The sequence below is a fragment of the Nostoc favosum CHAB5714 genome (assembly GCF_020829495.1).
Lineage (GTDB): Bacteria > Cyanobacteriota > Cyanobacteriia > Cyanobacteriales > Nostocaceae > Nostoc > Nostoc favosum.
Map to the genome: position 1 here is coordinate 1 of NZ_JAIVFQ010000030.1, position 21,639 is coordinate 21,639.

At 41.9% G+C, this 21,639-nt stretch carries 21 protein-coding genes; 10 read left to right on the forward strand and 11 right to left on the reverse strand.

What is annotated here, in order from left to right; genetic code table 11:
* Positions 1–158: 158 nt before the first annotated feature.
* Complete coding sequence (locus LC586_RS19535; RefSeq protein ID WP_229486381.1) at positions 159–398, reverse strand: hypothetical protein; 240 nt, start codon at positions 396–398, stop codon at positions 159–161.
* Between the two features lie 70 nt (positions 399–468).
* On the opposite strand from LC586_RS19535, the gene LC586_RS19540 reads away from it, so the two are divergent.
* Both LC586_RS19540 and LC586_RS19545 read left to right on the forward strand, forming a co-directional pair.
* Positions 469–1,164: a COP23 domain-containing protein gene (locus tag LC586_RS19540; RefSeq protein ID WP_229486382.1), complete on the forward strand. Its 696-nt coding sequence runs from the start codon at positions 469–471 to the stop codon at positions 1,162–1,164.
* 403 nt (positions 1,165–1,567) lie between these two features.
* Positions 1,568–2,635 carry a glycosyltransferase family 4 protein gene (locus LC586_RS19545; protein ID WP_229486441.1) on the forward strand — a complete coding sequence of 356 codons (1,068 nt, stop codon included), beginning with the start codon at positions 1,568–1,570 and terminating at the stop codon, positions 2,633–2,635.
* Here LC586_RS19545 and LC586_RS19550 read toward each other — a convergent pair.
* The 3 genes from LC586_RS19550 to LC586_RS19560 form a co-directional block, all read right to left on the reverse strand.
* A complete protein-coding gene (locus LC586_RS19550; protein ID WP_229486383.1) occupies positions 2,632–3,294 on the reverse strand; it encodes a hypothetical protein in 663 nt (220 codons plus the stop codon). The genes LC586_RS19545 and LC586_RS19550 overlap by 4 nt on opposite strands.
* A 374-nt stretch (positions 3,295–3,668) precedes the next feature.
* Entirely contained in the window at positions 3,669–6,944 is a 3,276-nt protein-coding gene (locus tag LC586_RS19555; protein ID WP_229486384.1) for an efflux RND transporter permease subunit, read from the reverse strand.
* 217 nt (positions 6,945–7,161) lie between these two features.
* Entirely contained in the window at positions 7,162–8,751 is a 1,590-nt protein-coding gene (locus tag LC586_RS19560) for an efflux RND transporter periplasmic adaptor subunit (RefSeq protein WP_229486385.1), read from the reverse strand.
* A 588-nt stretch (positions 8,752–9,339) separates the two neighbouring features.
* On the opposite strand from LC586_RS19560, the gene LC586_RS19565 reads away from it, so the two are divergent.
* Positions 9,340–9,879, forward strand: a complete 540-nt coding sequence (locus LC586_RS19565; RefSeq protein WP_229486386.1) for a phycobiliprotein lyase — start codon at positions 9,340–9,342, stop codon at positions 9,877–9,879.
* A 252-nt stretch (positions 9,880–10,131) separates the two neighbouring features.
* Positions 10,132–10,443 (forward strand): RNA-binding regulator, encoded by a 312-nt coding sequence (rbp, locus tag LC586_RS19570; protein WP_229486387.1) that lies wholly within the window; start codon positions 10,132–10,134, stop codon positions 10,441–10,443.
* A 116-nt stretch (positions 10,444–10,559) separates the two neighbouring features.
* Here rbp and LC586_RS41940 read toward each other — a convergent pair whose 3' ends face one another.
* From LC586_RS41940 to LC586_RS19590, 5 genes are all read right to left on the reverse strand, one after another.
* Positions 10,560–10,829, reverse strand: coding sequence for a nuclear transport factor 2 family protein (locus LC586_RS41940; protein WP_369010534.1), 270 nt, complete (start codon positions 10,827–10,829; stop codon positions 10,560–10,562).
* 85 nt (positions 10,830–10,914) lie between these two features.
* A complete protein-coding gene (locus tag LC586_RS19575) occupies positions 10,915–11,259 on the reverse strand; it encodes a PIN domain-containing protein (protein WP_229486388.1) in 345 nt (114 codons plus the stop codon).
* Positions 11,259–11,486: a hypothetical protein gene (locus LC586_RS19580; protein WP_229486389.1), complete on the reverse strand. Its 228-nt coding sequence runs from the start codon at positions 11,484–11,486 to the stop codon at positions 11,259–11,261. Before LC586_RS19580 ends, LC586_RS19575 begins: the two co-directional genes overlap by 1 nt.
* 166 nt (positions 11,487–11,652) lie before the next feature.
* Complete coding sequence (locus tag LC586_RS19585; protein ID WP_229486390.1) at positions 11,653–13,365, reverse strand: diflavin flavoprotein; 1,713 nt, start codon at positions 13,363–13,365, stop codon at positions 11,653–11,655.
* 269 nt (positions 13,366–13,634) lie between these two features.
* Complete coding sequence (locus tag LC586_RS19590; protein WP_229486391.1) at positions 13,635–15,359, reverse strand: diflavin flavoprotein; 1,725 nt, start codon at positions 15,357–15,359, stop codon at positions 13,635–13,637.
* A 171-nt stretch (positions 15,360–15,530) separates the two neighbouring features.
* Here LC586_RS19590 and LC586_RS19595 point away from each other — a divergent pair, with 171 nt between their 5' ends.
* The 5 genes from LC586_RS19595 to LC586_RS19615 all read left to right on the forward strand — a co-directional run bounded on the left by LC586_RS19595 (position 15,531) and on the right by LC586_RS19615 (position 19,165).
* On the forward strand, positions 15,531–16,388 hold the full coding sequence (locus LC586_RS19595; protein WP_438822915.1) for a pantothenate kinase: 858 nt from the start codon (positions 15,531–15,533) through the stop codon (positions 16,386–16,388).
* 330 nt (positions 16,389–16,718) lie between these two features.
* The gene (locus LC586_RS19600) at positions 16,719–17,471 is read left to right on the forward strand and encodes a hypothetical protein (protein ID WP_229486393.1); all 753 of its coding nucleotides are present in this window, start codon (positions 16,719–16,721) and stop codon (positions 17,469–17,471) included.
* Positions 17,472–17,497: 26 nt separating this feature from the next.
* The gene (locus LC586_RS19605) at positions 17,498–18,031 is read left to right on the forward strand and encodes a hypothetical protein (protein ID WP_229486394.1); all 534 of its coding nucleotides are present in this window, start codon (positions 17,498–17,500) and stop codon (positions 18,029–18,031) included.
* A gap of 268 nt (positions 18,032–18,299) precedes the next feature.
* A complete protein-coding gene (locus tag LC586_RS19610) occupies positions 18,300–18,713 on the forward strand; it encodes a hypothetical protein (protein ID WP_229486395.1) in 414 nt (137 codons plus the stop codon).
* Positions 18,714–18,721: 8 nt separating this feature from the next.
* Entirely contained in the window at positions 18,722–19,165 is a 444-nt protein-coding gene (locus LC586_RS19615) for a type II toxin-antitoxin system VapC family toxin (protein ID WP_229486396.1), read from the forward strand.
* A gap of 12 nt (positions 19,166–19,177) precedes the next feature.
* Here the strand turns inward: LC586_RS19615 and LC586_RS19620 are convergent, their stop codons facing one another.
* Positions 19,178–20,020: an alpha/beta fold hydrolase gene (locus tag LC586_RS19620; RefSeq protein WP_229486397.1), complete on the reverse strand. Its 843-nt coding sequence runs from the start codon at positions 20,018–20,020 to the stop codon at positions 19,178–19,180.
* Positions 20,021–20,278: 258 nt separating this feature from the next.
* The gene (locus LC586_RS19625) at positions 20,279–20,773 is read right to left on the reverse strand and encodes an NUDIX hydrolase (RefSeq protein WP_229486398.1); all 495 of its coding nucleotides are present in this window, start codon (positions 20,771–20,773) and stop codon (positions 20,279–20,281) included.
* Positions 20,774–21,412: 639 nt separating this feature from the next.
* Between LC586_RS19625 and LC586_RS19630 the strand changes: the two genes are divergently transcribed.
* A complete protein-coding gene (locus LC586_RS19630; protein ID WP_167407613.1) occupies positions 21,413–21,577 on the forward strand; it encodes an Asl3888 family RNA-binding protein in 165 nt (54 codons plus the stop codon).
* Positions 21,578–21,639: the final 62 nt, after the last annotated feature.

Consider the following 21,639-nt stretch of genomic DNA (forward strand, 5'->3'; position numbering starts at 1 on the left):
TCTCATAATTAACGATCGCCTGATCAACGAATCACTAGTTGGAACATCATATCCTGACAAAACCTGCCATCGTCTTTCTGGAAAAATTAAGTAACATCACTAGTTTTATAGTTCTTTAAATATCTAAATAGTGAGCAACCATGACACTGCTTATAATGTTACATTTTTGTAATCTTTATCTGCTTTTTCCGAGTTTTTTCGGTAGGTGCAAGATATGAGTTACCAGAGTTTTTTATGACAACAGTTATTTCATCTAGAATGCTACCATTACCATAATTTTCTAGTACAGCCCAAGTCCGTTCAATTAACCATTTGCTTAAGCGTGTGAAAGTCGCTATGGTGCTGCGTAGCAATGCTGAAGACAATTTGTGTGCAAAATGAGTCCACCCACTAGGCATATACCTGGTGTACGATATGTCTATAATTAAACTTTCGTAAAGAAATTTTTAAGTGTCCAAGAGGAAGTTTATGTCTAAAAAATTCTCTGACTCTTTTTTGTTTCAATTCCTAATTATGCCAGTTGGAGGCATAATAGTTGCCGTAATTTTGGGACTTTTAATAGCCCCATTGGGCAGATGGTTTACCAAGACACCAATTATAGGAACTGCTTTTGAACAATTATGCCACGCTACAAATGCTAATTGTTCTGAACCTCCAGATTTAAATAATAACCCAAGTGCTGCTCAAACTGTTAATTTTTTATGTGCCAAAACTAAATTAGAGAATATACCAGCGACAATTGCTCGTACACCTACTAGAGGCAATGTTGAATTTATTCGTTGGGAATCTAAGCATTTTATTGCTTCAGGTTATGATCCTGTAACTCGTTGCTTACAAGTATCCGAAAGATTTCAAAAACTTTGGGATAAGAATCTCCTCAAATATATTACGTATGATCGCATAAATAATTATAACGTAATATGCGTTTCTTTAGAAGCAAATACCCCCTGTATACAAGATGGTTTGCTACTTACATTAAGACCCGAAGATAACCCAAAAGCTGCTCTTAAACAAATATTAAATATTCGTAACAATGAAAGCACAATTTCATTTCATAATTCTGATACAACAGAACAATCAGAAAACAAGCTCTATATCAATGTGAGTGAAATTCTAGATAAGAACCCAGTCGTATCGAATAATCCAATTAAACCTTTGTTCTGAATATTCCCAAACTAAAGTAGCTAGCTTGTTATTGGTTGCATTGGTAGAACCGCAAGCATAAACATGAGTACGGGTGTATTTCTTACCCGTCCGTACTCTACCAGTAATTCCCTATTGGGCATTACATAACCGCACCAATATTTGTTATTGTTTGTTCCAGGGCGGACACAAAACGGTATCACCAAGAGTTTACCTAATTCTTATCTTCTTTTATCCCGATTTATTAAGCCGTTACTGAATAAGTCTTTAAAGCTAAGTAGCTGAAGACATGAGCTATTAGTCAGTAGTAATTTGTGATTTTTACAAGCTACTGGCTAATTTTGAGTTGTCTTTAAAAACTCAATAATTGTTTCTTTCTCTACTCAGTCAATTGTCTTTATTTTTTATACATATCTCAAAGATGATGCGAATCATACATATTTTGAACCACGTTCAAGAAATAGGTAACGGGATTGTGAATGTGGCTGTTGATCTGGCTTGTTTACAGGCTAAATCTGGTTATGAGGTAGCGGTTATTTCTGCTGGTGGTGAATATGAGAAATTACTAAATATATGTGGTGTCAAACACTACCAACTAGACCAAACTAGGAAACCGATAAGTATTATTAAAGCAGCTGTGCGTTACCTGGCGATCGCAGCAGAATTTCAGCCGGATATTGTTCACGCGCACATGATGACAGGAGTTATCCTAGCCCGCATTTTTAAAGGGCATAAATATGCTTTAGTTTCCACAGTCCACAACGAATTTCAGCGTTCCAGTCTGCTGATGGGTTTAGCTGACAGGGTAATTGCTGTCAGTAAGGCGGTGCGAGATTCTATGGCACGACGCGGTATTTCCGAAAACAAGTTACGGGTAATATGTAACGGAACTTTGGGCAGCCCCCGCACGCGACAAATACAAGATTATCAACCTTTACCATTACAACGTCCAGCGATCGCAACTGTAGCCGGGATGTATCAACGCAAGGGAATTGCTGAGTTAATCGCTGCCTTTGAACAAATCGCCTCAGATTTTCCCCAAGCGCATCTTTATTTGGTAGGAAATGGCCCTGATAAACAGCTATTTGAAGCACAGGCACTAGCAACTTCTGTAAAAGAACGCATTCATTTTGAAGGCTTCCAGGCGGAACCTCAAGGTTATCTGATATCTTGTGACATATTTGTGTTAGCTTCCCACCGCGATCCTTGCCCCTTGGTACTTTCGGAAGCCAGGGAAGCTGGAATTGCGATCGTTGGCACTCAGGTAGACGGGATTCCTGAAGCTTTGGACAATGGACAAGCAGGACTTTTAGTGCCAGCAAAAGATAGTAATGCTTTGGCTGGAGTTTTAGTGCAATTACTGAGTAATGCCGATATGCTGCACGAATGGAAACAGCGGGCAAATCAAAACCTACAATGGCTGAGTGTTGCCCGCGTTCATCAGGAAACACTAGCAGTGTATCGTGAATTAATTACAGAGTCAGAACGTTAACAATGTAGCGATCGCTTTACTTTTAAAGCTACACCTAAAGCGCCAAGGACTAGTACACCCAAAACATTAGTTGATTCAGGAACAGCAGTGTAATAACTACCCACTCTGATTGGCCCATCTTTATCCACTTGCTCTGCTGGCACTGGTGGAATGATTCCAGCACCTGGCGATAGATTGGGGTTGGTAGCGAATGGATTGTAAAACAGGGTTCCGTTTGGGATAACACCATCACTAAAAGTGATGATGTTATCTTTTATGGTAACGTCTCTAAAAATATTCTTTAAATCAGGGTTATTAGAGTAACCAATCTTGCCATCTCCATTAACATCTCCCCACTGCACAAGCTCATTATTAAATACAGGAGTAGAATCTGGATTACTATAGGAAAGCGTTTTTAAATCAAAGACCAAGCTTTCTATATCGTACCCAGTGTCATTTAGAAAGTTATTAGCTACATCTGAGACACCAAATTCTATTACTTGCCCTGGTTGATACTCTGGCCCAAGACTTCTTGGCTTTTTCGTTTCCAGTACTTCTTCATTTTGAGTTGTCACGCTGGTTTCTACCAAAATGAAGGCTCTCGCTGGTGTCAAAGACAAAAAACTAATTCCTGCTGCTCCTAGAACAGATAAGGCTATTTTGGTTGCTATTGTAGTCATATTTCTGTCCTCTTTATATTGATTGAGAGAATACTATACCGCGTGGGTTAAATCAAACAGCAAAACTCGCTTTTCAACTGCTATCTACCTGCTAGATAAATAGCGGTTAATGTGTGCCTGCTCAGTGATTTTATATCTACTCATAGGTTGATTTATAAAACAATTCTTGTAATGCTTTATCAAAATAACTAATAATTTTACCCAATCTTTATAAAAAATCTAAATTAGAACTTATGCGTTGACAGATTAGAGAATATGTGTGTTGAAAAAAGCTGAGTTAACGCGATCTACCAACAAGTTTTTTCGTTGGCAAATCACGTTAATTTAAATTCCAGCGTAGAACGTGTTGAAAAATTTAATCCCTATGTAGGGATTCAAATCAATTTTTTCGTAAATCCACGCAACCAAATTAATACTGGCTTCGCCCAATTCCCACCTAGTAAATCGTGCAGCAGAATATAAAAACAGGGGATGATAAACAATGTCAGCATTGTAGCGATCGCCATCCCAAAGAAAACTACAATCCCTAAAGGCTGCAAAAACTCAGAACCTTCGCCAATGCCCAATGCCAAAGGAAACAGTCCCAATATAGTGGTGACTGTGGTCATGATAATTGGGCGCAAGCGTTGAGGAGCAGCTTTCATGATCGCAATTTGGCGAGTACAACCAACTTCTTCCCGAATTTGGTTTGCCAGTTCTACCATTAAAATCCCTGCGTTCACCACAATTCCTACCAGCAAGACGACGCCAACAATTACAGTTGCGCCAATTGCAGTTTGGGTAATGTAAAGTCCAAAAATTCCTCCAGCTAACGCTAGTGGTACGGTGAAGATAATTACCAACGGGTCAATGAGCGAATTGTATTGCACCGCCATGACTACAAATATTAGGAACACTGCCAACGCCCCCAAAGTTTTTAAAGCATCCTGAAGTTGCTGATTAGTTTCTTGGGCAGAACTAGGCACAATTGAAACGCCATCAGGTAAGTCTACATCTTGGAGTACCTCATTGACTTCTGCGATCGCTTCACCAAGACTAGCTCCCTCGGTGAGATTACCTGCCACAATAAAAGCTTGGCGCTGATTAATCCGTTGCACTTCACCAGGCGCTTGACCTTCTTGAATGTTTGCAACATCTGAAAGACGGATTAGTTGATTGTTTTCTGTAAATAGCGGTAATTGCTCTAGCTGGGAAGGACGCGCAATTGCTTCCTTATTTAGCTGCACCCGCACATCAACTAAACGATTACCGCGTTGAATTTGGGTAGGAACTGAACCTTCAATTGCTGTCTGAACTGTGGCACCAATTTGCCCGGCGCTCAACCCTAAAGCCGAAACCCTTTCCCAGTCTGGGCGAATTTGGATTTCTGGTTGCCGGGGGTCGGCATCTGGTCGGAATGTCGCTAATTTTGCCCTTTCTTGCAATGCTTGCAGCACTTGTGCGCCTGCTTGCGTTAAGTTTTCTTCATTCTCACCTTGCAGAATCACGTCAACGTCTGACCCTTGTACTGGAGAATTACTCAAGATTAAACCCCGCACCTGACCAGGATTAAGGCGCAGCAGAATTCCTGCTAAGTTGAGTTTGTTAAATTCCTGAGTTACTTTTTTGACGAAAGCTTCTACATCTGTGCCTGGTTTTAGATTGATAGTGCTGCTAGCACGTAAAGGATTTTCTGTAGTACTGCTGCCAAATAAATTACCACCCACAGTTGTGAAAGCAGACTTTGTTTCTGGTTGTTTGAGCAAAATGTCATCAACAATTTGCATAACTTTTTCAGAAGTTGCTAAAGGTGTACCGGGAGGAAACTGCGCTCTCAAGTTAGCTTGACCAGTACTGATGCGGGGTAAAATTTCTTGGGGAATTTGACCAAACATAAAGAAGCTACTGCCGCCTAAAATTACCAAAGCAGCGATAACGACGAGGAGCCGATAGCGTAAAACCTTGGTTAAGAAGTTACTGTATCCCCGCGTAGCATCTTCAAATCGGTGATTAAACTGTCTAAGCAGCCAAAATTCACTGATCCGACTAGACCAGCGAATTCCCAAGAGTCGAGAAGACAGCATCGGTACTACTGTGATTGCGACTACAAGGGATGCTGCTACTGCGAAGCTAATTGTCAGAATCAGTTCATTAAATAGCAGTGCAATAAAGCCGCCAATTAAGAGGAATGGCACTACAGAAACTAAGTTGGCACCTGTAGCAGCAACTAAAGCAGATTCTACTTCTTGGGAAGCTGCGATCGCACTGTCAATAAAAAATTTTGAATTTCTCCTCTGCCCCTCTGCCTCCACCTCTTTTTGATTGGGAGTCATCCCTGTTTTTTCAGAAATGTTCTCCAAAATCACAACCGATGTATCAATTGCTTGACCGACTCCTAATGTCAGACCTGCCAAACTAAATACATTCAAAGTCAAGCCAAAGATTTTCATCAGAGCGATCGCTGCTAGAGTACACAGGGGAATCGTCAAACTGATAATCAATGTTTGCCTAAATGATCCCAAGAATAACAACACTGCTGCTGCTGCTAACAATGCCCCAGAAATCCCCGAAAAGATGACATCATTTAAGGAATTGCGGATGAAGACAGATTCATCTGTGGTGGGACTCAAAGTCATATCTGCTGGAATTAAACCCGATTGTCGTAATTGTTCAATTCGCCGCTTAACAGCATCTACAACTGTGATTGTATTGGCCTCAGGCTGCTTTTGGATTGAAAATTTCACCGCAGGCTGACGATTCAGGTAAACAAATACTCGCTGGTCTTCTGTATCGTCAATTACCTCCGCAAAGTCTCGCAAGTAGACGCGGCGGGAAGGTGCAGGGGAGGTAGAAGAGGCAGGGGAGGCTGGCGTTGCAGGGGAGGCAGGGGAGGAAACTTCTACAGAGAGGTTTTCAATTTCCCTGGCATTTTGGAAGCGTCCTACAGTCCGAGTCAATGGCTCAGAATTTTGCCCTAGAATCCGACCACCAGAAGTATCTTGGTTACGGGCTGTTAATTCATCTAAGACATCATTTAACCCCACGCCTAAAGCTTGCAATCGGTTTAAGTCAACAAGCACCCGTACTTCTTCCTCAGCACCACCAGATACATCGACTGAAGCGACTCCCGGCACGACACTGAGTTCACGCGTTAACTCTTCATCAGCAAATACGCGTAAATCTTTACCTGGCAACGAAGCAGATGTCAGGGCCAATTCATAAACCGGCAATTGGGAAGGATCGACTTTAAATAAGCGCGGCTCCTCTATCGTATCTGGCAGTTGTCCTCGGCCTCGGTTAAAAGCAGCAGTAGCATCGTTTAGGGCTTGATCAATATCACCCCCTGGTTGGAAGTATAAATCCAGGTTCACCTGTCCCTCACGGGTGCGGGAAAAAATTTGGACTACATTCTCTGTTGCAGCTAAAGTTTCTTCTAAGGGTCTGGTGATTTCATCTACTGCTACTTCCGGTGAAATACCAGGGGCTTCTAGCCGGACACTAACTCGTGGATAGGTAATTGAGGGTAGAAGATCGACTTGGATCGTTGTGAGAAAAAATACCCCAATGACAATTACTGCCACGGTGAGCATGAGTGTGCCAATGTGTTGGCGGATAGCGATCGCACTAAGACTAAATCCGCCATTGCCATTATTATTGTTCGCCTGTTGCATGATACTAAGTGATAAGTGCTAAGTGCTGACTACTAAGTACTTTTTCATGGGAGCATCCCAAATGTGTAAAAACATATTTTGTCATTGCGAGCGTAATGAAATGAAGCTATGCCGAAGGCTTTACGCTTCATTCGCAATGACAATCTATCATCTTGGTAAATTTGCTTGCATTGGGATGCTCCCTTTTTCCTTGGTATGGTGGTTATTACTCACCCTACTATTGCTTTTCTGAAAGAATTGAAAGACTTACAGTGTCACCTTCTTTTAACGGCTTACCACTACGAACAACATAGCGCTCTCCCGTTTGCAAACCGGATAAAATTTCCACTCTCCCATCAGCCCTTTTTCCCAACATTACGGCTCGTGCTGTTACCTTGGTTTTGTCTTCTGTGTCTTTGACGACAAATACTTCCCCACTTTGGTCTTGTGACTTTGCCTTTGCTATACCAGATGTGTTAGCTGGGGAAGAGTCCTGCGGTACATTTGTTTGCGTCTCCCCTGTACCCTTGGAGTTCTTACTGCCTGCTTGTTTCTGAATAGCTGTTTGCGGCACTACAACCCGTTGTTGTGTCTGGTTTTCAAAATTGACTCGCGCCAGCAGTCCACTACCAATTTTCCCTTGATTGTTAGGAATCACTACTTCTACAGGTATCAAGCGAGCTGTGGCATCGGCAGCTGGGGAAATGCGCGTAACTCTGCCAATTAATGCTTGATCCGGGAAGGCATCTAAGCGGACTTGTACAGACTGCCCAACCTGAATTTGTGCCAGTTCTAATTCGGAAACTTGCACTACGACTTTGACACGGTTAAAATCGCCAATTTTTAAGACTTCGCTACCTGCTTGCAGAAGGTTGCCAGGTTCTGTCACCTTTTCTGTGACTATACCAGTGATGGGGGATGTCAGCCGAGCGTAAGAACTTCGCTCTTTGGTTTGGGCAACTAATGCCTGTTGGGCCAATACTCTACCTTGAGCAGCAGCGACGGCTTGCTGTTCTGTACGAACTTGTTCTTGGGCTGCCCGTAGTGCCTGGGCTGCTGTTTTTGCCTGGGTACGTGCTTGCTGGGCAGTTTGTTCAGCGATCGCTCCAGCTTTGAATAACCTCTGCTGCCGTTCTGAGTCTGCCTGAGCTTGTACCACTTCTAGCCGCGCTCGTTCAACGTCTGCACGGGCATTGCTTACCTGATTGGTTGCCCTAGCGACTTCTGATTTGAGGGCTGCTAGTTCTGCTTCTGCTTGCTTTAATTCAGTCGAAAGTATGGCATCATCTAACTGCCCGACGTTCTGCCCTTGTTTAACTGTATCGCCCACATCCAGGTTCAAAGCCAACAACCGGGCTTCTACCTGCGATCGCACTGATACAATCCGAAAGGGTGTTGTATTACCTGTATATTCTGGTTGTTTTTCGAGCAAGTCAGTTCGAGCGATCGCCACATCTACAGGTGTTGCACCACCCCCTTCCCTACTACCAGGACTCTGAGATTGTGCATCTGCTGATTCTTTGGGCGATGAGCCGCAACTTGCCGTCAGCAGTGCTATACCTACCAAGCAAGAAATGAATAAACTTCTTACAGAGGTAGAGGAAAGTAAGTAATTTTCTTTTTTACCTTTTTCACCTGTTGCACTAGTGCTGTTTGCAAGAAGTCTACTCTTTAAATCTGCGTAGGCCCAGCCCGCACTTCGGCTGCGCTCAGTGACTACCCCAGGCATTGCTACCTCAGTCTTCACAACTGAATTTAACTGGATATTAATGAGCTGGTTGGCGGCTACCGGATCTGTTATTTTCACCTGCTTGTGCGGCTTATTCATATCCAAAATCATTTATTTTTCTCTGATTGGGGAGCTTTTGGGGTTAAACAGCCGTGTTTTACCAAGTAATTTTGAGAGATATCATTAACAAAAAACGGCGAGAATTCGTAAGCTGTCTTACAGCAACTTTCTGTATCAGAAATTACTGTTTTCCCATAAAAATCCAAAACTTCTCACCGCTCTACTTCTTACGCAGAGGTAGAAAATCTTCTTGCAGATCATAAATTATAAACTTAGTATAAATATTTGTCAGTTTTCTGAAATCTACCCATAGGAGAAACCTGGGTTTTTCTAAAGATATGAAACTTTTTGCCCAATATCCTAAAATGGGCGGTATTACAAGAATTACCCTTGTTTTTACATATTACTTTTTATTCTCGCATAAATACTTGTACTTATAGTAATTTGTTTTTTGTTAAGAATATTAAAGATTTATTGCTTTTTTAGGTCTATAATGTAGTGGAGAACACTATTTTTTCTTACCCCCCTTGCGTAATATGGCAAGAACAGGGCGATAAGTACCATAACAACAGCAAGAATGAAGTTTTTTGCCAGAAATATATTTGCATTAGGTGAGGAAGGTAAGGCGTGACATCATTGCTCAGAATCGTACAAACCACTGATGAATCCCAGATTTCCGAATTTTTCCAGGAATCAGGGGGTAAGTGGCGATCGCAACGACGCTACTACACCCTACCGAAGGGAGAAACTAAGGAGATAGAAAGTATAGTTACGATCAATTTTTTAGAGCAGGGCTGTGATGAATTGCAAAAGCTAGCTCAGATGCACGAGTTGCCTGATGCAGGTAGTTTAATCTGTGGTGCAGCAGTTGTATGGGAAAGTACAGATGTGCTAAAGACAAAGAAAGAATCGCAAGGTTCAACAATATTTGGGGTTATGGGAAACATTTTGTACCGCGATCGCGGTTTTGCCATATCCAAACCAGTCACCGCCCAGTATTATTTCTCCAACCCAAAAACACTGTGTTTGCGAACTGAATACAACGGTTCAGTGTTTGAAGAAGAGTTAAAGCTAATTGGCAGCAAATACCGCACCAGACAGACGATCATCTCTCGTGCTGGTGAGCAGTTGATGATTGGGCAATATTTAGAAAAGAGAATAGATTAGCTTCTTCCCTACTCCCTACTTCCTGTCTACGCAAATAATTTCAAAAATCAAAGCGGACTGCCATATAACTTTTTATAACAGTTTTGAAAATTTCCCCCAGAAAGTTAGTCGCTATGTAATCATGGGAAGTGAAATGAGAATTAATTCGGCGACAGTGTTTGTTTTTAGTATTGACAGGCTTTTCCCTTTTGGTATTACAGACTTCTCTCCGAAATCTAAATCTCTACAAACTTATGATTTTGGAGACATTTAATGTCAATTTACGTTGGTAACCTCTCCTATGAAGTTACACAAGATGCGCTGAGTGCTGTATTTGCAGAATATGGTTCTGTAAAACGTGTTCAGCTACCTACTGACCGTGAAACAGGTCGTTTACGCGGCTTTGCTTTTGTGGAAATGAGTTCAGAAGATGAAGAAACAAAAGCCATTGAAGCTCTTGACGGTGCTGAATGGCTGGGTCGTGACCTTAAAGTGAATAAGGCCAAGCCTAAAGAAGACCGAGGTGGTTCCTTCGGTGGTAACCGTGGTGGCGGCGGCGGCTACAACCGTGGTAGTCGCTACTAAGCTAAATAGGCGAAAGTCATTTAGTTGAATCTAAAAAAGGCTCAGGCAGCAATGCTTGGGCCTTTTTTATGCAAAACTTGAACTATAATTTCGGACAGTTGCTGGTTATACCGCGTCTATGATTCTCTAACCAAAGTGCCCTGATGAAAGATCATTTTCCATTGATCATTGTTCAATTTCCAGATGGAACTTCGCAGCGAATTAACAGGCTGTTCGCCAGATATATGTTTGACTATACGATAGGTTACTAAAACAACCCCTGCTGCCAAAACTAAGGTTTTAAATTCTGTTATCGATCTTTGAGTCAGGGATTCGATGGGTTCATTCTGTAAGCTGTTGATAATTTGCTGTTTATCGAAAACACGCCCTGAGCTTCCGAACTCAATAAACTCGTCATTCTGCTACGTCAACCGATTTCTCATATCTTTAGGTGAGAGTACTAGAATCGGCGAACCTGTGAATCCATCTACATCACGAGTAACGATCGCCTCCAGCCCCAACTTCATCGCAGATGCTACCTGCACCGCATCTTCCTTCATCAGTCAACCCCAATGCGATCGCCTGTTCCAGCATCCCGCGATCCACCGCACAAATTTCCATCAGTGCCAACAATTGAGTCACTGCGGTAATGGCAACTTCAGCACTCTTGGTCTGGCGTCCAACCAAATAATGCACATCCGTAACCGTTGTTGCCGACATAAATCCTTCAACTTGACCCGATTCAACCGTCTCCAGCAAAAAAGCAGCATCCGCCACAAAAGGTTCACGCGCTAGCAAAGCATCCAGCAGAACGTTCGTATCAAATAAAACTCGCATTACAGATACTTTTGCACCAACCGGTCATCTAGCATAGCTTTCACTTCTTCATCTGTAGGTGGCAGGGTGTCAGTCTTTGCAATGCCGATCAAACTTGCAGCTAAACCCTTCGGCTTTGACGTTGGCTGAAGTTTTGGTTGGAGCGATCGCATCAATGTATTAATTAACTGCCAACGATCTTCAGCAGATAATCTCAGTGCTTGATCTTCAAGTTCACGTAACGTCATGGCAATAATTTCTAACAGAGAGCATTAAATTATTCAGAATAAGTAGAAAATACCTCTATCTCAAATTTTAGCCGTTTGTGCTTCCTAATATCGTGACAATTTTACCCAAGCAGCATCATGCGATCGCCTCATAGAAGACCGCCGCTTGCTTATGCCCTATTCGCAATTAATAATGAGTTGCCGACTTGCGATGATGCACGGCTGTCACGCCATCAGTATCTAACAATTTGCCATTCTCGACAGTGGCATAAACTAGCCAGTGGTCGCCAGATTCCATCCGGTTTTGTACGGAACATTCAAGATATGCTAGGGCATTTGTAAGTATAGGAGAACCATTTTCAGCTTCTTGGGCGGCGACATCAGCAAATCGGTCTTGTCCTGGGCCGAATGGTTTGAGGAAGTGCTTCATCAATCCCAAGTGATTACCTTCTTTAAGAATATTAAGGACAAATTTGTTTTCTGTATGTGTCAGTGTTTCTACTGCGCGGTCTTTAGCTACAGCTATGGTTAAACCAGGGGGACTAAAGCTAGCTTGAGATACCCAAGAAGCTAACATGGCACTGGAGCGATCGCCTTCTTTGGCTGTGAGAACACAAAGAGAACCGACAATCCGACCAACTGCTTGTTCTACATTAGTAGCAGGAAGACTTTGCGATCGCACTTTTCTAGCTTTCTTCAGGGCTTGGGCAAAGTCGGTTCCAGCTTCTTCACACAATTGTAAGGTGGCATCGTCGGGTTTGAATTTTACGCGGATGGTGTCAAAACCAAACCGATAGCCAGCATCTTTCAATTTACCTTCGATTAAATCAACCGCTTCTCCACTCCAGCCAAAGGAACCAAATACACCAGCGAGTTTATTGTTAGTAGCGGTGGATAGCACAATTCCTAAAGCTGTTTGCACGGGTGTAGGTGCATGACCGCCAAGAGTAGGAGAACCGATGACGAAACCACCGGCTTTTTCCACAGCCGCCCGGATTTCTTCTGGTTCAGTAAATTCGCAGTTAATCGATTCTACAGCAACGCCAGCTTTTGTAATGCCACGAGCGATCGCTTGGGCTAATGTTGCCGTATTTCCATAAGCTGATGCATAAATCAACGCCACTGTCAAGTCGGCGGATGTTTGCTGTTGACTCCATTCTCGATAAGCTTTGGTCAGGTCGATTAAGCCATAGCGTACCAAAGGCCCGTGTCCAGTGGCATACATTCTCACGGGGAAATCAGCTAGTTTATCCAGCGCTGTTTCAACTTGACGGGCGTGGGGAGCCATGAGGCAATCAAAATAATAGCGCCGATCTTCGTTATATACTTCCCAGCCTTCATCAAATACCTGATCTCCACAAACATGCGCCCCAAATAACTTATCTGAGTACAGAATTTCTGTTTGCGGATCGTAGGTGCAAAGTTGATCTGCATAGCGGGGATTGGGGGTGGGAATAAATTGTAAATTATGCCCGTTGCCTAAATCTAGGGTTTCTTCGCCCCGCATCACAAGAATTTGCAAATCTGGATTTTCCAGCGCCCCACGTAAATTTATCGCCCCGGGATTAGAACAAACAAAAGTGATTTGCGGGGCAATTTTCAACAAAGCTTTTAAAGTTGCAGCGCGGTTGGGATTGACGTGTCCCAAAATTACATAATCTAACTCTTCGAGATGGAAACGCTGCTGCAACGCTTTTAAATAAATTTCTGTAAACGTTTCCCCTGGAGGGTCAATGATGGCAGTTTTTTCGCTTTCGATTAAATAAGAATTAGCAGTTGTACCCTTGGCAAGAGCGTATTCAATTTCAAACCTGAGCCTTGACCAACTGCGCGATCGCAGTATTCTTGTATCTGTAGCTATTGGATAAACTTGAACATCACGGGGTTTATTTTTTGACATGGCTAAAACAAGAGTTAGGAGTTAGGAGTTAGGAGTTAGGAGTTAGGAGTTAGGAGTTAGGAGTTAGGAGTTAGGAGTTATAAGTTATAAGTTCTGAGTTCTGAGTTCTGAATTCTGAGTTGAAGAAAGTCGTTAATCTAAATCTTTTAACTTCCGTTGTGCAGACGATATTTTTTGTTAAACTCGTCTCTACAACTCCTAATTTTTAACTTTTAACTCCTAACTTTTAACTCCTAACTTTTAACTCCTAACTCCTAACTCCTAACTTTTTAGTAGTGATTACCAACTTTGCGGTGATGCACAGCAGTTAAAGCATCTGGCTTAGAAACTCGTCCGGCGTAGACGGTGCTGTATACTGCCCAATGGTCACCGCAGTCCATTCTACTGACGACTTCGCACTCCATGTAGGCGAGGGCGTCGTTGAGGATAGGCGCACCATTTTCGGCTGGCTGGGTTCTCACTCCTTCAAAGCGATCGGCACCAGGGGCGAACCGTTTCAAAAAGTGCTTCATTAGTGGTTGGAAATTGCCTTCTTCTAATATGTTGAGAACAAAGCGATCGCCTACTTGCATGAGTGATTCAATTGCCCGATCTTTGGCTACTGCAATGGAGAATCCCAAGGGTTTAAAGCTGGCTTGAGCAACCCAGGAGGCTAACATGGCACTGGATACATCGCCTTTTTTGGCAGTAATAATATATAATCCGCCGCTAAGTCTACCTAATGCTTTATCTAAGTCAGCACCAAGAGATTTCATGGCTTTGATGCTGCGATCGCGTGTTACCCATTGCCCTAAGTCTGTTCCCGCTTCTTCACACAGCTTGTAGGTATTTTCTGTGGGTGTTTCTTTAATCCGAATCGCTGGAAAAACTGTTGTCAAACCCAAATTGCGGAATTTACTTACCAAAGGATCTATCGGCTCATCATCGCCACCGCCGGTTTCAAATACGCCAATAGCTTGCTTTTCTTTGGCAGATCCTAAAACTGTGCTGAGTGCAGATTGGATGCTAGCAGCGCCAGAAGCAGGAGGTAGTCCAACGACTAGCCCAGCACAACGGCTAACTAATTCCCGCAGTTCTTGTAAATCGACTTCCGATCCCAAATCGACAATTTCCACGGCGACACCAGTTTTACCGATACCATTGGCAATTGCTTGCACGAGGCGATCGCTATATCCGTATTCGGAAACGTAAAATATCCCAACTGCCGTTTCTGGCTTGGCTTGCGTTTGGCTCCAAGTGCGGTAACGTCCAACTAGTTCCTCAACGTTGTGGGATAATAATGGCCCGTGTCCTGTGGCAATCATGTCGATGGTTTTCAGTTCCCCCATTCGTTTCAGGGCAGATAAAACTGACCGGGCATTCGGCCCCATCAAGCAATCGTAGTAGTAATGAAAGTCTTCTTCGATAGCCGCCAAGTCTTCATCAAAGGTGCTATCTGAGCAATAGTGCAACCCAAAGGCATCGCAGGTATAGAGAATTTTTGTTTTGTGGTCGAAGCTGAAAATGGTATCCGGCCAGTGTAAATTTGGGGCAATCACGAATTCAAATTCATGACCATTGCCCAAATCTAAGCGATCGCCATTTTTCACAATCCGCCGTTTAAATGGCTGATGTACGAAATCTTCAAGAAACTGAATCGCCACTTTAGAACCGACAACGGTAATTTCTGGAGCCATTTGCAGCAAATCTTTAACTAAACCGCTGTGGTCTGGCTCGGTGTGGCTGATAATCAAATAATCAATATCTATTGGTTTGATTAGTCCGGTGAGCGTATTGAAGTATAGTTGACGAAACTTTTCGTGGGAGGTATCAACTAAGGCTGTCTGCTCCCCACGGATGAGAAACGAATTATAGGTGGTGCCGTTTTGCAGACCAAACTCAATATCGAAGCGATCGCGATCCCAATCCAGAGAGCGAATAGCCGTCGTCTCTTGAGCGATTTCCACCTGCTGTATGGTGAGCCGTTTTTCAGTTTTTTCGGTGAGCGCTACCATAACTCCCCTCCTTGACACAATGAGTATTTGTTCCTCTAGGTTTATTGTTACACGGCTTGAATGTTAATTTTTATTAAAAAATTTATGGTTGACTTAAAAAAGTTAAAAGTGTGAAACCGCAGAGGGATTGGGGGGATGAGGGAGATGAGGGGGATGAGGGAGATGAGGGAGATGGGGGAAATTTGGCTAGCTTTGGAAATTGGGAACTCTCGGCTGCATTGGGCGTTGTTTATTGGCGAGACGCTTTACTCAGCTTGGGATACCGACCATATAGCTGAGTCTGTCATACAACAGTTAGCTAAATGTCAAACCCTGGATCATTTACTACTGGCAATTTCTCCACCCCATCAGAAAATTAGGGAAGAAAATACTTCCTCATCCCCCTCATCCTCCTCATCTCCCTCATCCCCCTCATCCCCCTCATCCCCCTCATCTCCCCCTCCCCTCCTCGTCGCCTCTGTAGTTCCCAGCCAAACTGCTATTTGGCAAACTTACCCCAACATTCGGGTTATTACCTTAGACCAAGTATCCCTCAAAGGTGTTTATCCCACACTAGGAATTGATCGCGCTTTAGCCTTGTGGGGGGCGGGAAAAATGTGGGGTTTTCCAATGTTGGTGATTGATGCTGGGACAGCGCTAACTTTTACGGCTGCGGATGCTAATCAGTGTCTAGTTGGAGGTGCAATTTTGCCGGGATTAGGTTTGCAATTTGCAACTCTCGGTCAACAGACAGAACAATTACCATTAGTAGAAATGCAAAACTTTCCGTCTCTACCACCACGTTTTGCTCTGAATACTACAGGAGCTATTCAAAGTGGGGTGATTTATACAATCTTAGCTGGAATTAAAGATTTTATTGAGGCGTGGTTGCAATTATTTCCTAATAGGAAGATTGCGATTAAAGGGGGCGATCGCACTTTATTACTAAACTATCTGCAAGCCTTATATCCTGAAATTACAGTACGTTTGATTGTAGAACCCAATTTAATTTTTTGGGGAATGCGAGAAATAGTAATGGGTGATGAGTAAGGCAAATGGCCAAATTAAGTATTTTGCAGCATCAAAAAATAAAAACTAGGTTTTGTTAAACAACACTGAAAATCGGATGTTAAGTTGATTGTTGCATCTTGTGTGTAATGGTTTTTTTGCTCCAAGAGTTATATAAACAACATTTATAAGTTTTTTCTTTATATTAGCTTCATAAAATTTCGTTAGCTAATTCAGTAAACACTGATTTTTATCATCAAGTAAATATATGCTTATCAGCATACTTACAAAGAGTATAAATTTAGTTTGATATTAGGACTTACAAGCCGTCACACTGAAATAAAAGTAAATATTGCGACATATTCACATACTATGAACAAAAAATTGATAGCAGCTTTCGTACTGACAGCCTCCATACTTGGTGTGACGAAAGTTAATGCTACACAAACATCTTCACAGTACACACAGCGATACATCATACAAGATATGTATGGTGCTGCATTTACCGCGAATGGACAGACTGAAGATTTAATTTCTTCACCAGCCACGCCATACCCGCTAAACAAAACAATGTGGATATTTTTTCCGCAACAAACTAATAGACCGGGAGAATGGGTAGAATTGGGCGGAGGCAAAGGAGTTACTGCTACGTCAATTACAATTCCTAACCCACAACCACAGGAACAAACTTATTGGGATGGGCACTACTTTACTTATCAACGTGTTACTGCGGATGGCAGCAGATGGTACTACGAAGGCAGGATTGGCAGTGCAAATCCTACAGGATCTCATCGATATAAACTAGAGCGGGATTTAACCCAACCTAATCGATGGAAATCATCTGTTGACAACGTTGCAGCTTACTTCATTACGATTGCAGGGGCGAGTAATTACAATGTTGGGAAACAGTTAAATATTGGTATTGAGTCACAAGATAACCAACATTCATTTACAAACGGAACTTCTGTCGAAAATATCTGGTCTTATCCTGTAGGTGCATCAGGATTTCAGAATTACACTGGAACAGAGCCTATCGCTAGGGAAACTAATAGCTATGGGTGGTATTCGGGTTGGTTTTATTCACAAAATGGAAGCCCGAATATTATCCAATTCTTACGTCCTTAATAGATTGTAATCAATAGAGTAAAAAAATGAAAAAGCTTTTGTTTTTAGGTGTTTTGGCGATTGGGATCACAATTCCAACGACATCATTATTAGCGCAAAATTCAGTAGATAATCCAGATAACAGTAGTCCTCCTGGGTTGAGAAGGCCACCAGAGGCTAGCAAAACTATTATTCCTGAGCCACCGTCACCAACAACGCCGACAGAATATCTTTACCCAGATAACAGCGCAAAACCAGTTTTGCAGATGATTAAAAAAGAACGTGCAATTGGACAATTAAGACAAGGCTTGAATCTCAAAAATGCACGGCTTGTAACTTATGCCGATTACATCAAATTTAAAAGTAAACTTGGCGGCGATAGCATCGAAAACGCTCAAGTACATCCTAACCGTCGTGTCTGGTTAATTGAAATTGACGCACCAAACGGGATTGATGTACCACAACGAGTCCGTGATGAAAAAACACCACGTCCAGAAAAATTTAAAAAATCGAAAATTTTAATGGTAGTGGATGCAGAAACTGGAGATAGACTAAGCATGGATATCGCAGAAAATCAATAACTTAATTAAGACCTCGCTCTTATTATATTGACCCTTACGTTTATTTAATTAATATAAATAAACGTTTTTTTATGGATATAAGTTTTCTGAACCCGCTTTCCTCTAATTACTAATTTACTTTAATAAACTCCCCAATCTCGATCGCCACAACCCCAGCACAAGATTCTGTTAAGGGTAAACGAGGAGTTTGAGAGCGATCAGAAGGTCAGCAAACAAAGAAAGCTTGAATGGCATAAAATTGAGAGAGAGGTTTACCCAGCGTCAGGTTATGTCCGAGACATCACAGCTAGATGTGATTATGCGTCAATTAGATACCCTATCTTTAGTCGAACTGCTAAAAATTAAGACACAAATCGATGCGTTGATTGAAGAAAAATCTTCACTGTTGTCCAATATTCTGATTTCTGAAAACTATCGTATAGCAACATCTGTTTCTAGTGAAACGAGAGACATTAATGAAGTGGCTATGACTAACCGATTCCCTCCCCTAGCGTCGAGTGTAACCAAGCTAGATAAATATCAAGTTGCTCTACAATTTTTTGAATCGGAAACAAAAGGGGATGATACCTTAGAACAGGTAATAGAACTGGTTGAGGAATGGATGGTTGATGAATCGGGATATGATGAACAAACGCACCCACAGATTGAGACAGGCTTGAATCAGAATCGGATGTCAATGTAAAAACACAGATGAGTAGAGCCATATTGCTAGACACTCATCCTTTGAGTCAAGTAACGCATCCAAAAGTAAACCCAAAAGTCCAACAGTGGTTGCGATCGTTAGGGAAAACCGAAACTGTTATACGTGTGCCAGAAATAGCCGATTATGAACTTCGGCGTGAACTATTGAGACAAGGAAAACAAAAGAGTATAGATCGCCTCAACAAACTTAGCCAAATTTGTCTCATACCACTGACTCCCGAAACGATGCGAAAAGCAGCCGAACTATGGGCATCGGTGAGAAACCAGGGAAAGCCTACAGCAAGCAATGAAAGTTTGGATAGTGATATAATTCTTGCTGCTCAAGCAATTCTCCAATTGAAAAGTTTTGATCAAGTCATAGTTGTGACAACAAACTTGAAACACATATCACGGTTTGAGAGCGAAGGAATATGTGTAGTGGATTGGCAATAAACCCTGAATGAGCTAGTTTAATTCGTTGAAATTATGGCTTTTTAAAATACCTTGAATAAACTCCCCAATCTCGATCGCTACAGCCCCAGCACAAGATTCTGGTAAGTCATTTCCGGCATGGGCAATCATTTTCAACTCGAGTTTGGGCATCAGTTGAGCATAAATCCGACTTTTAGCTAAAGCATCTGGTGTATCTTGGCCACCTTGTAAAATAAAAACCGGCACATCTATCATGTAAAGCCGCTTTTGCACTAATTCCGCCTCAATTTCTGCTTGTCGCCTTTTGAAGAGTAACTGGCAAGCTATGGGGTAACGCAACAATTCCTGACGTAATTGCAAATCCTGGGCAATTTTTTCATGCCAACCTAAGATTTTAGTGAAGGGAGTTAGCGATCGCAGCAACTTAACTATAATTGGTGGATAATTCAATAATCGCCGCATCTTTCGACAATACTCTTCTTGTCCTGCTATCTCTACGCCCTCTGGTGCAAGTAGTACCAAACCATCAACTTTCTCTGGATACTTTAAAGCATAGCTAGCAGCAATCCAACCCCCAAGAGAATGCCCTACTAAATAGACTTTTTCTAGCTTGACAGCTTGCAAAAACTCAGCCAAACACTCTACTTGCAAATCTATCGAATGGTGAATATTCGGATTTTCTGATTCACCAAACCCTAACAAATCAAGTGCAAAGCAATGGAAATCTTGTGAAAGAGACTCCATCACAGATAACCATTGACTGCTCTCATTCCAAGCACCATGTAAAAAAATTATAGGAGTTTTTTCACCGACTTCACGCCAGAATATCAGCCCTTGAGAGAGCTTTATCCGCGAGTTACGGAATAGTATATTCATTTTAATTTAGTAGTTAACTTTTAGCACCATAATAAATAGTCATTAGTTATTAGTCATTAGTCATTAGTCATTGGTCATTAGTAATTAGTTTTAGACAAATTACAAACAGAGAAGTGTGAGCCGAACGCGAATTTATGTTGAGCGGAGTCGAAACACAGCGTCTCCTAGAGAAGCTTCCTTAGATCATATACTTTGGCGGCAAATGACAAATGACTAATGACTAATGACTAATGACTAATGACTAATGACTAAATATTGTTATGCCAATGTTGTCAAGCCATTTAAGTAGTCTTGCAACTGCCTAGTATGGTCGTGAGACATCTGTCCTGAAGGTAGCAAATTGGGAGAGAAAGCTTGAATTTCCATGACTTCCAAAGTATCTTGAATCTCCATTGTCCCATGCACCTCGGCTTCAACCACAACACAAATTGAATGGATTCTGGGATCGCGGTCTGGTGCGGAGTAAACTCCTACCAAACGATTAATTTTCACCAATTCTAGCCCGGTTTCCTCGATCAATTCCCGGCGGACTGTGTTGGGAATATCTTCTCCCCAATCCACCATGCCTCCAGGCAATGCCCAAAGACCATTATCACGCCGTCGGATCAGTACAATTCGACCATCGGGTAAAATTGGGATGATACTAGTGCCAGTAATGGGATGACGAAATATAATACCCAATACTGTTTGTCCAATACGCCATAAGCTACGTGTGGACTGGACAGCTGCCGGAAAAAAAGCAATAACGTTCAATCTTCAAAATTTTTGTATTGTATTCTATAGCTCTCTACCACTTACATAAACTCAACTAATTCAATTTTTATTGAGTTTTGTTTTATACACAAATGTTTGCGGTTTGAGATTTTATTCTCACGATTTTACGTAGAATATTATTGATTCTAACATCAAGTTTCTAAAGAAGCACTGTATTCATATATACATAAACTTTGTTAAATCAGAAAGTTTTTCAGTTTAAAACTAACATTAGCCTTGTCCAAACTAGCGATCACTAATATTTTTCAGCACACATTAAAAAAAATAATCTGAATGATAAGTTTTAACCCAAAATTTAGAAGAGACAATTAAGCGGGGTTTGAGACCGTCACCTAATTCTTGATAATATTGATTGGTTTGTTCCAAGAACAACAACTTGTTAGCTAATTTACATCTATTTGACGAATTTGAATCAAATAAAAAGTATTTTTCGTCTAGGTGGTGGGGATAGTTCTAAATTATTATTGACAGAACAAGGTTGAATGCGATATACTAGTACACTGTTTAAAGCGTATTTATTGCTGCACTAGGCTACAAGTATATCAATAACATTGGTAACTGATATTGCCTACGTGATGCCTAGTTGCTACTTTTTTGTTGTTTATTAATGAGGTGAACATGGCCAAGCGCCGTAACCCAAAAAAAGAAAAGGCGCTACGTAACCAGGCGTATGCCAGAAAGTTTCGTAAACGGACTACGACAGGAAGAATGCAGAGAAGGTTCCAACAAAGACCACCCAAGAGTGAAGAAGAAGAAGGCGCAGCAGCAGCTGACACTGAATAAGCTGTCTGCTTAAATCCTTTTTATTTAGATTATTTATTTTTTAGGGCGTACAAATGTACGCC

What these genes read in the sequence shown, in the direction of transcription:
- LC586_RS19535 (WP_229486381.1), bottom strand. Translation starts at nt 398, where the DNA reads ATGCCTAGTGGGTGGACTCATTTTGCACACAAATTGTCTTCAGCATTG.
- LC586_RS19540 (WP_229486382.1), top strand. Translation starts at nt 469, where the DNA reads ATGTCTAAAAAATTCTCTGACTCTTTTTTGTTTCAATTCCTAATTATG.
- LC586_RS19545 (WP_229486441.1), top strand. Translation starts at nt 1,568, where the DNA reads ATGCGAATCATACATATTTTGAACCACGTTCAAGAAATAGGTAACGGG.
- LC586_RS19550 (WP_229486383.1), bottom strand. Translation starts at nt 3,294, where the DNA reads ATGACTACAATAGCAACCAAAATAGCCTTATCTGTTCTAGGAGCAGCA.
- LC586_RS19555 (WP_229486384.1), bottom strand. Translation starts at nt 6,944, where the DNA reads ATGCAACAGGCGAACAATAATAATGGCAATGGCGGATTTAGTCTTAGT.
- LC586_RS19560 (WP_229486385.1), bottom strand. Translation starts at nt 8,751, where the DNA reads ATGAATAAGCCGCACAAGCAGGTGAAAATAACAGATCCGGTAGCCGCC.
- rbp (WP_229486387.1), top strand. Translation starts at nt 10,132, where the DNA reads ATGTCAATTTACGTTGGTAACCTCTCCTATGAAGTTACACAAGATGCG.
- LC586_RS19575 (WP_229486388.1), bottom strand. Translation starts at nt 11,259, where the DNA reads ATGCGAGTTTTATTTGATACGAACGTTCTGCTGGATGCTTTGCTAGCG.
- LC586_RS19580 (WP_229486389.1), bottom strand. Translation starts at nt 11,486, where the DNA reads ATGACGTTACGTGAACTTGAAGATCAAGCACTGAGATTATCTGCTGAA.
- LC586_RS19585 (WP_229486390.1), bottom strand. Translation starts at nt 13,365, where the DNA reads ATGTCAAAAAATAAACCCCGTGATGTTCAAGTTTATCCAATAGCTACA.
- LC586_RS19590 (WP_229486391.1), bottom strand. Translation starts at nt 15,359, where the DNA reads ATGGTAGCGCTCACCGAAAAAACTGAAAAACGGCTCACCATACAGCAG.
- LC586_RS19595 (WP_438822915.1), top strand. Translation starts at nt 15,531, where the DNA reads ATGGGGGAAATTTGGCTAGCTTTGGAAATTGGGAACTCTCGGCTGCAT.
- LC586_RS19600 (WP_229486393.1), top strand. Translation starts at nt 16,719, where the DNA reads ATGAACAAAAAATTGATAGCAGCTTTCGTACTGACAGCCTCCATACTT.
- LC586_RS19605 (WP_229486394.1), top strand. Translation starts at nt 17,498, where the DNA reads ATGAAAAAGCTTTTGTTTTTAGGTGTTTTGGCGATTGGGATCACAATT.
- LC586_RS19610 (WP_229486395.1), top strand. Translation starts at nt 18,300, where the DNA reads ATGTCCGAGACATCACAGCTAGATGTGATTATGCGTCAATTAGATACC.
- LC586_RS19615 (WP_229486396.1), top strand. Translation starts at nt 18,722, where the DNA reads ATGAGTAGAGCCATATTGCTAGACACTCATCCTTTGAGTCAAGTAACG.
- LC586_RS19620 (WP_229486397.1), bottom strand. Translation starts at nt 20,020, where the DNA reads ATGAATATACTATTCCGTAACTCGCGGATAAAGCTCTCTCAAGGGCTG.
- LC586_RS19630 (WP_167407613.1), top strand. Translation starts at nt 21,413, where the DNA reads ATGGCCAAGCGCCGTAACCCAAAAAAAGAAAAGGCGCTACGTAACCAG.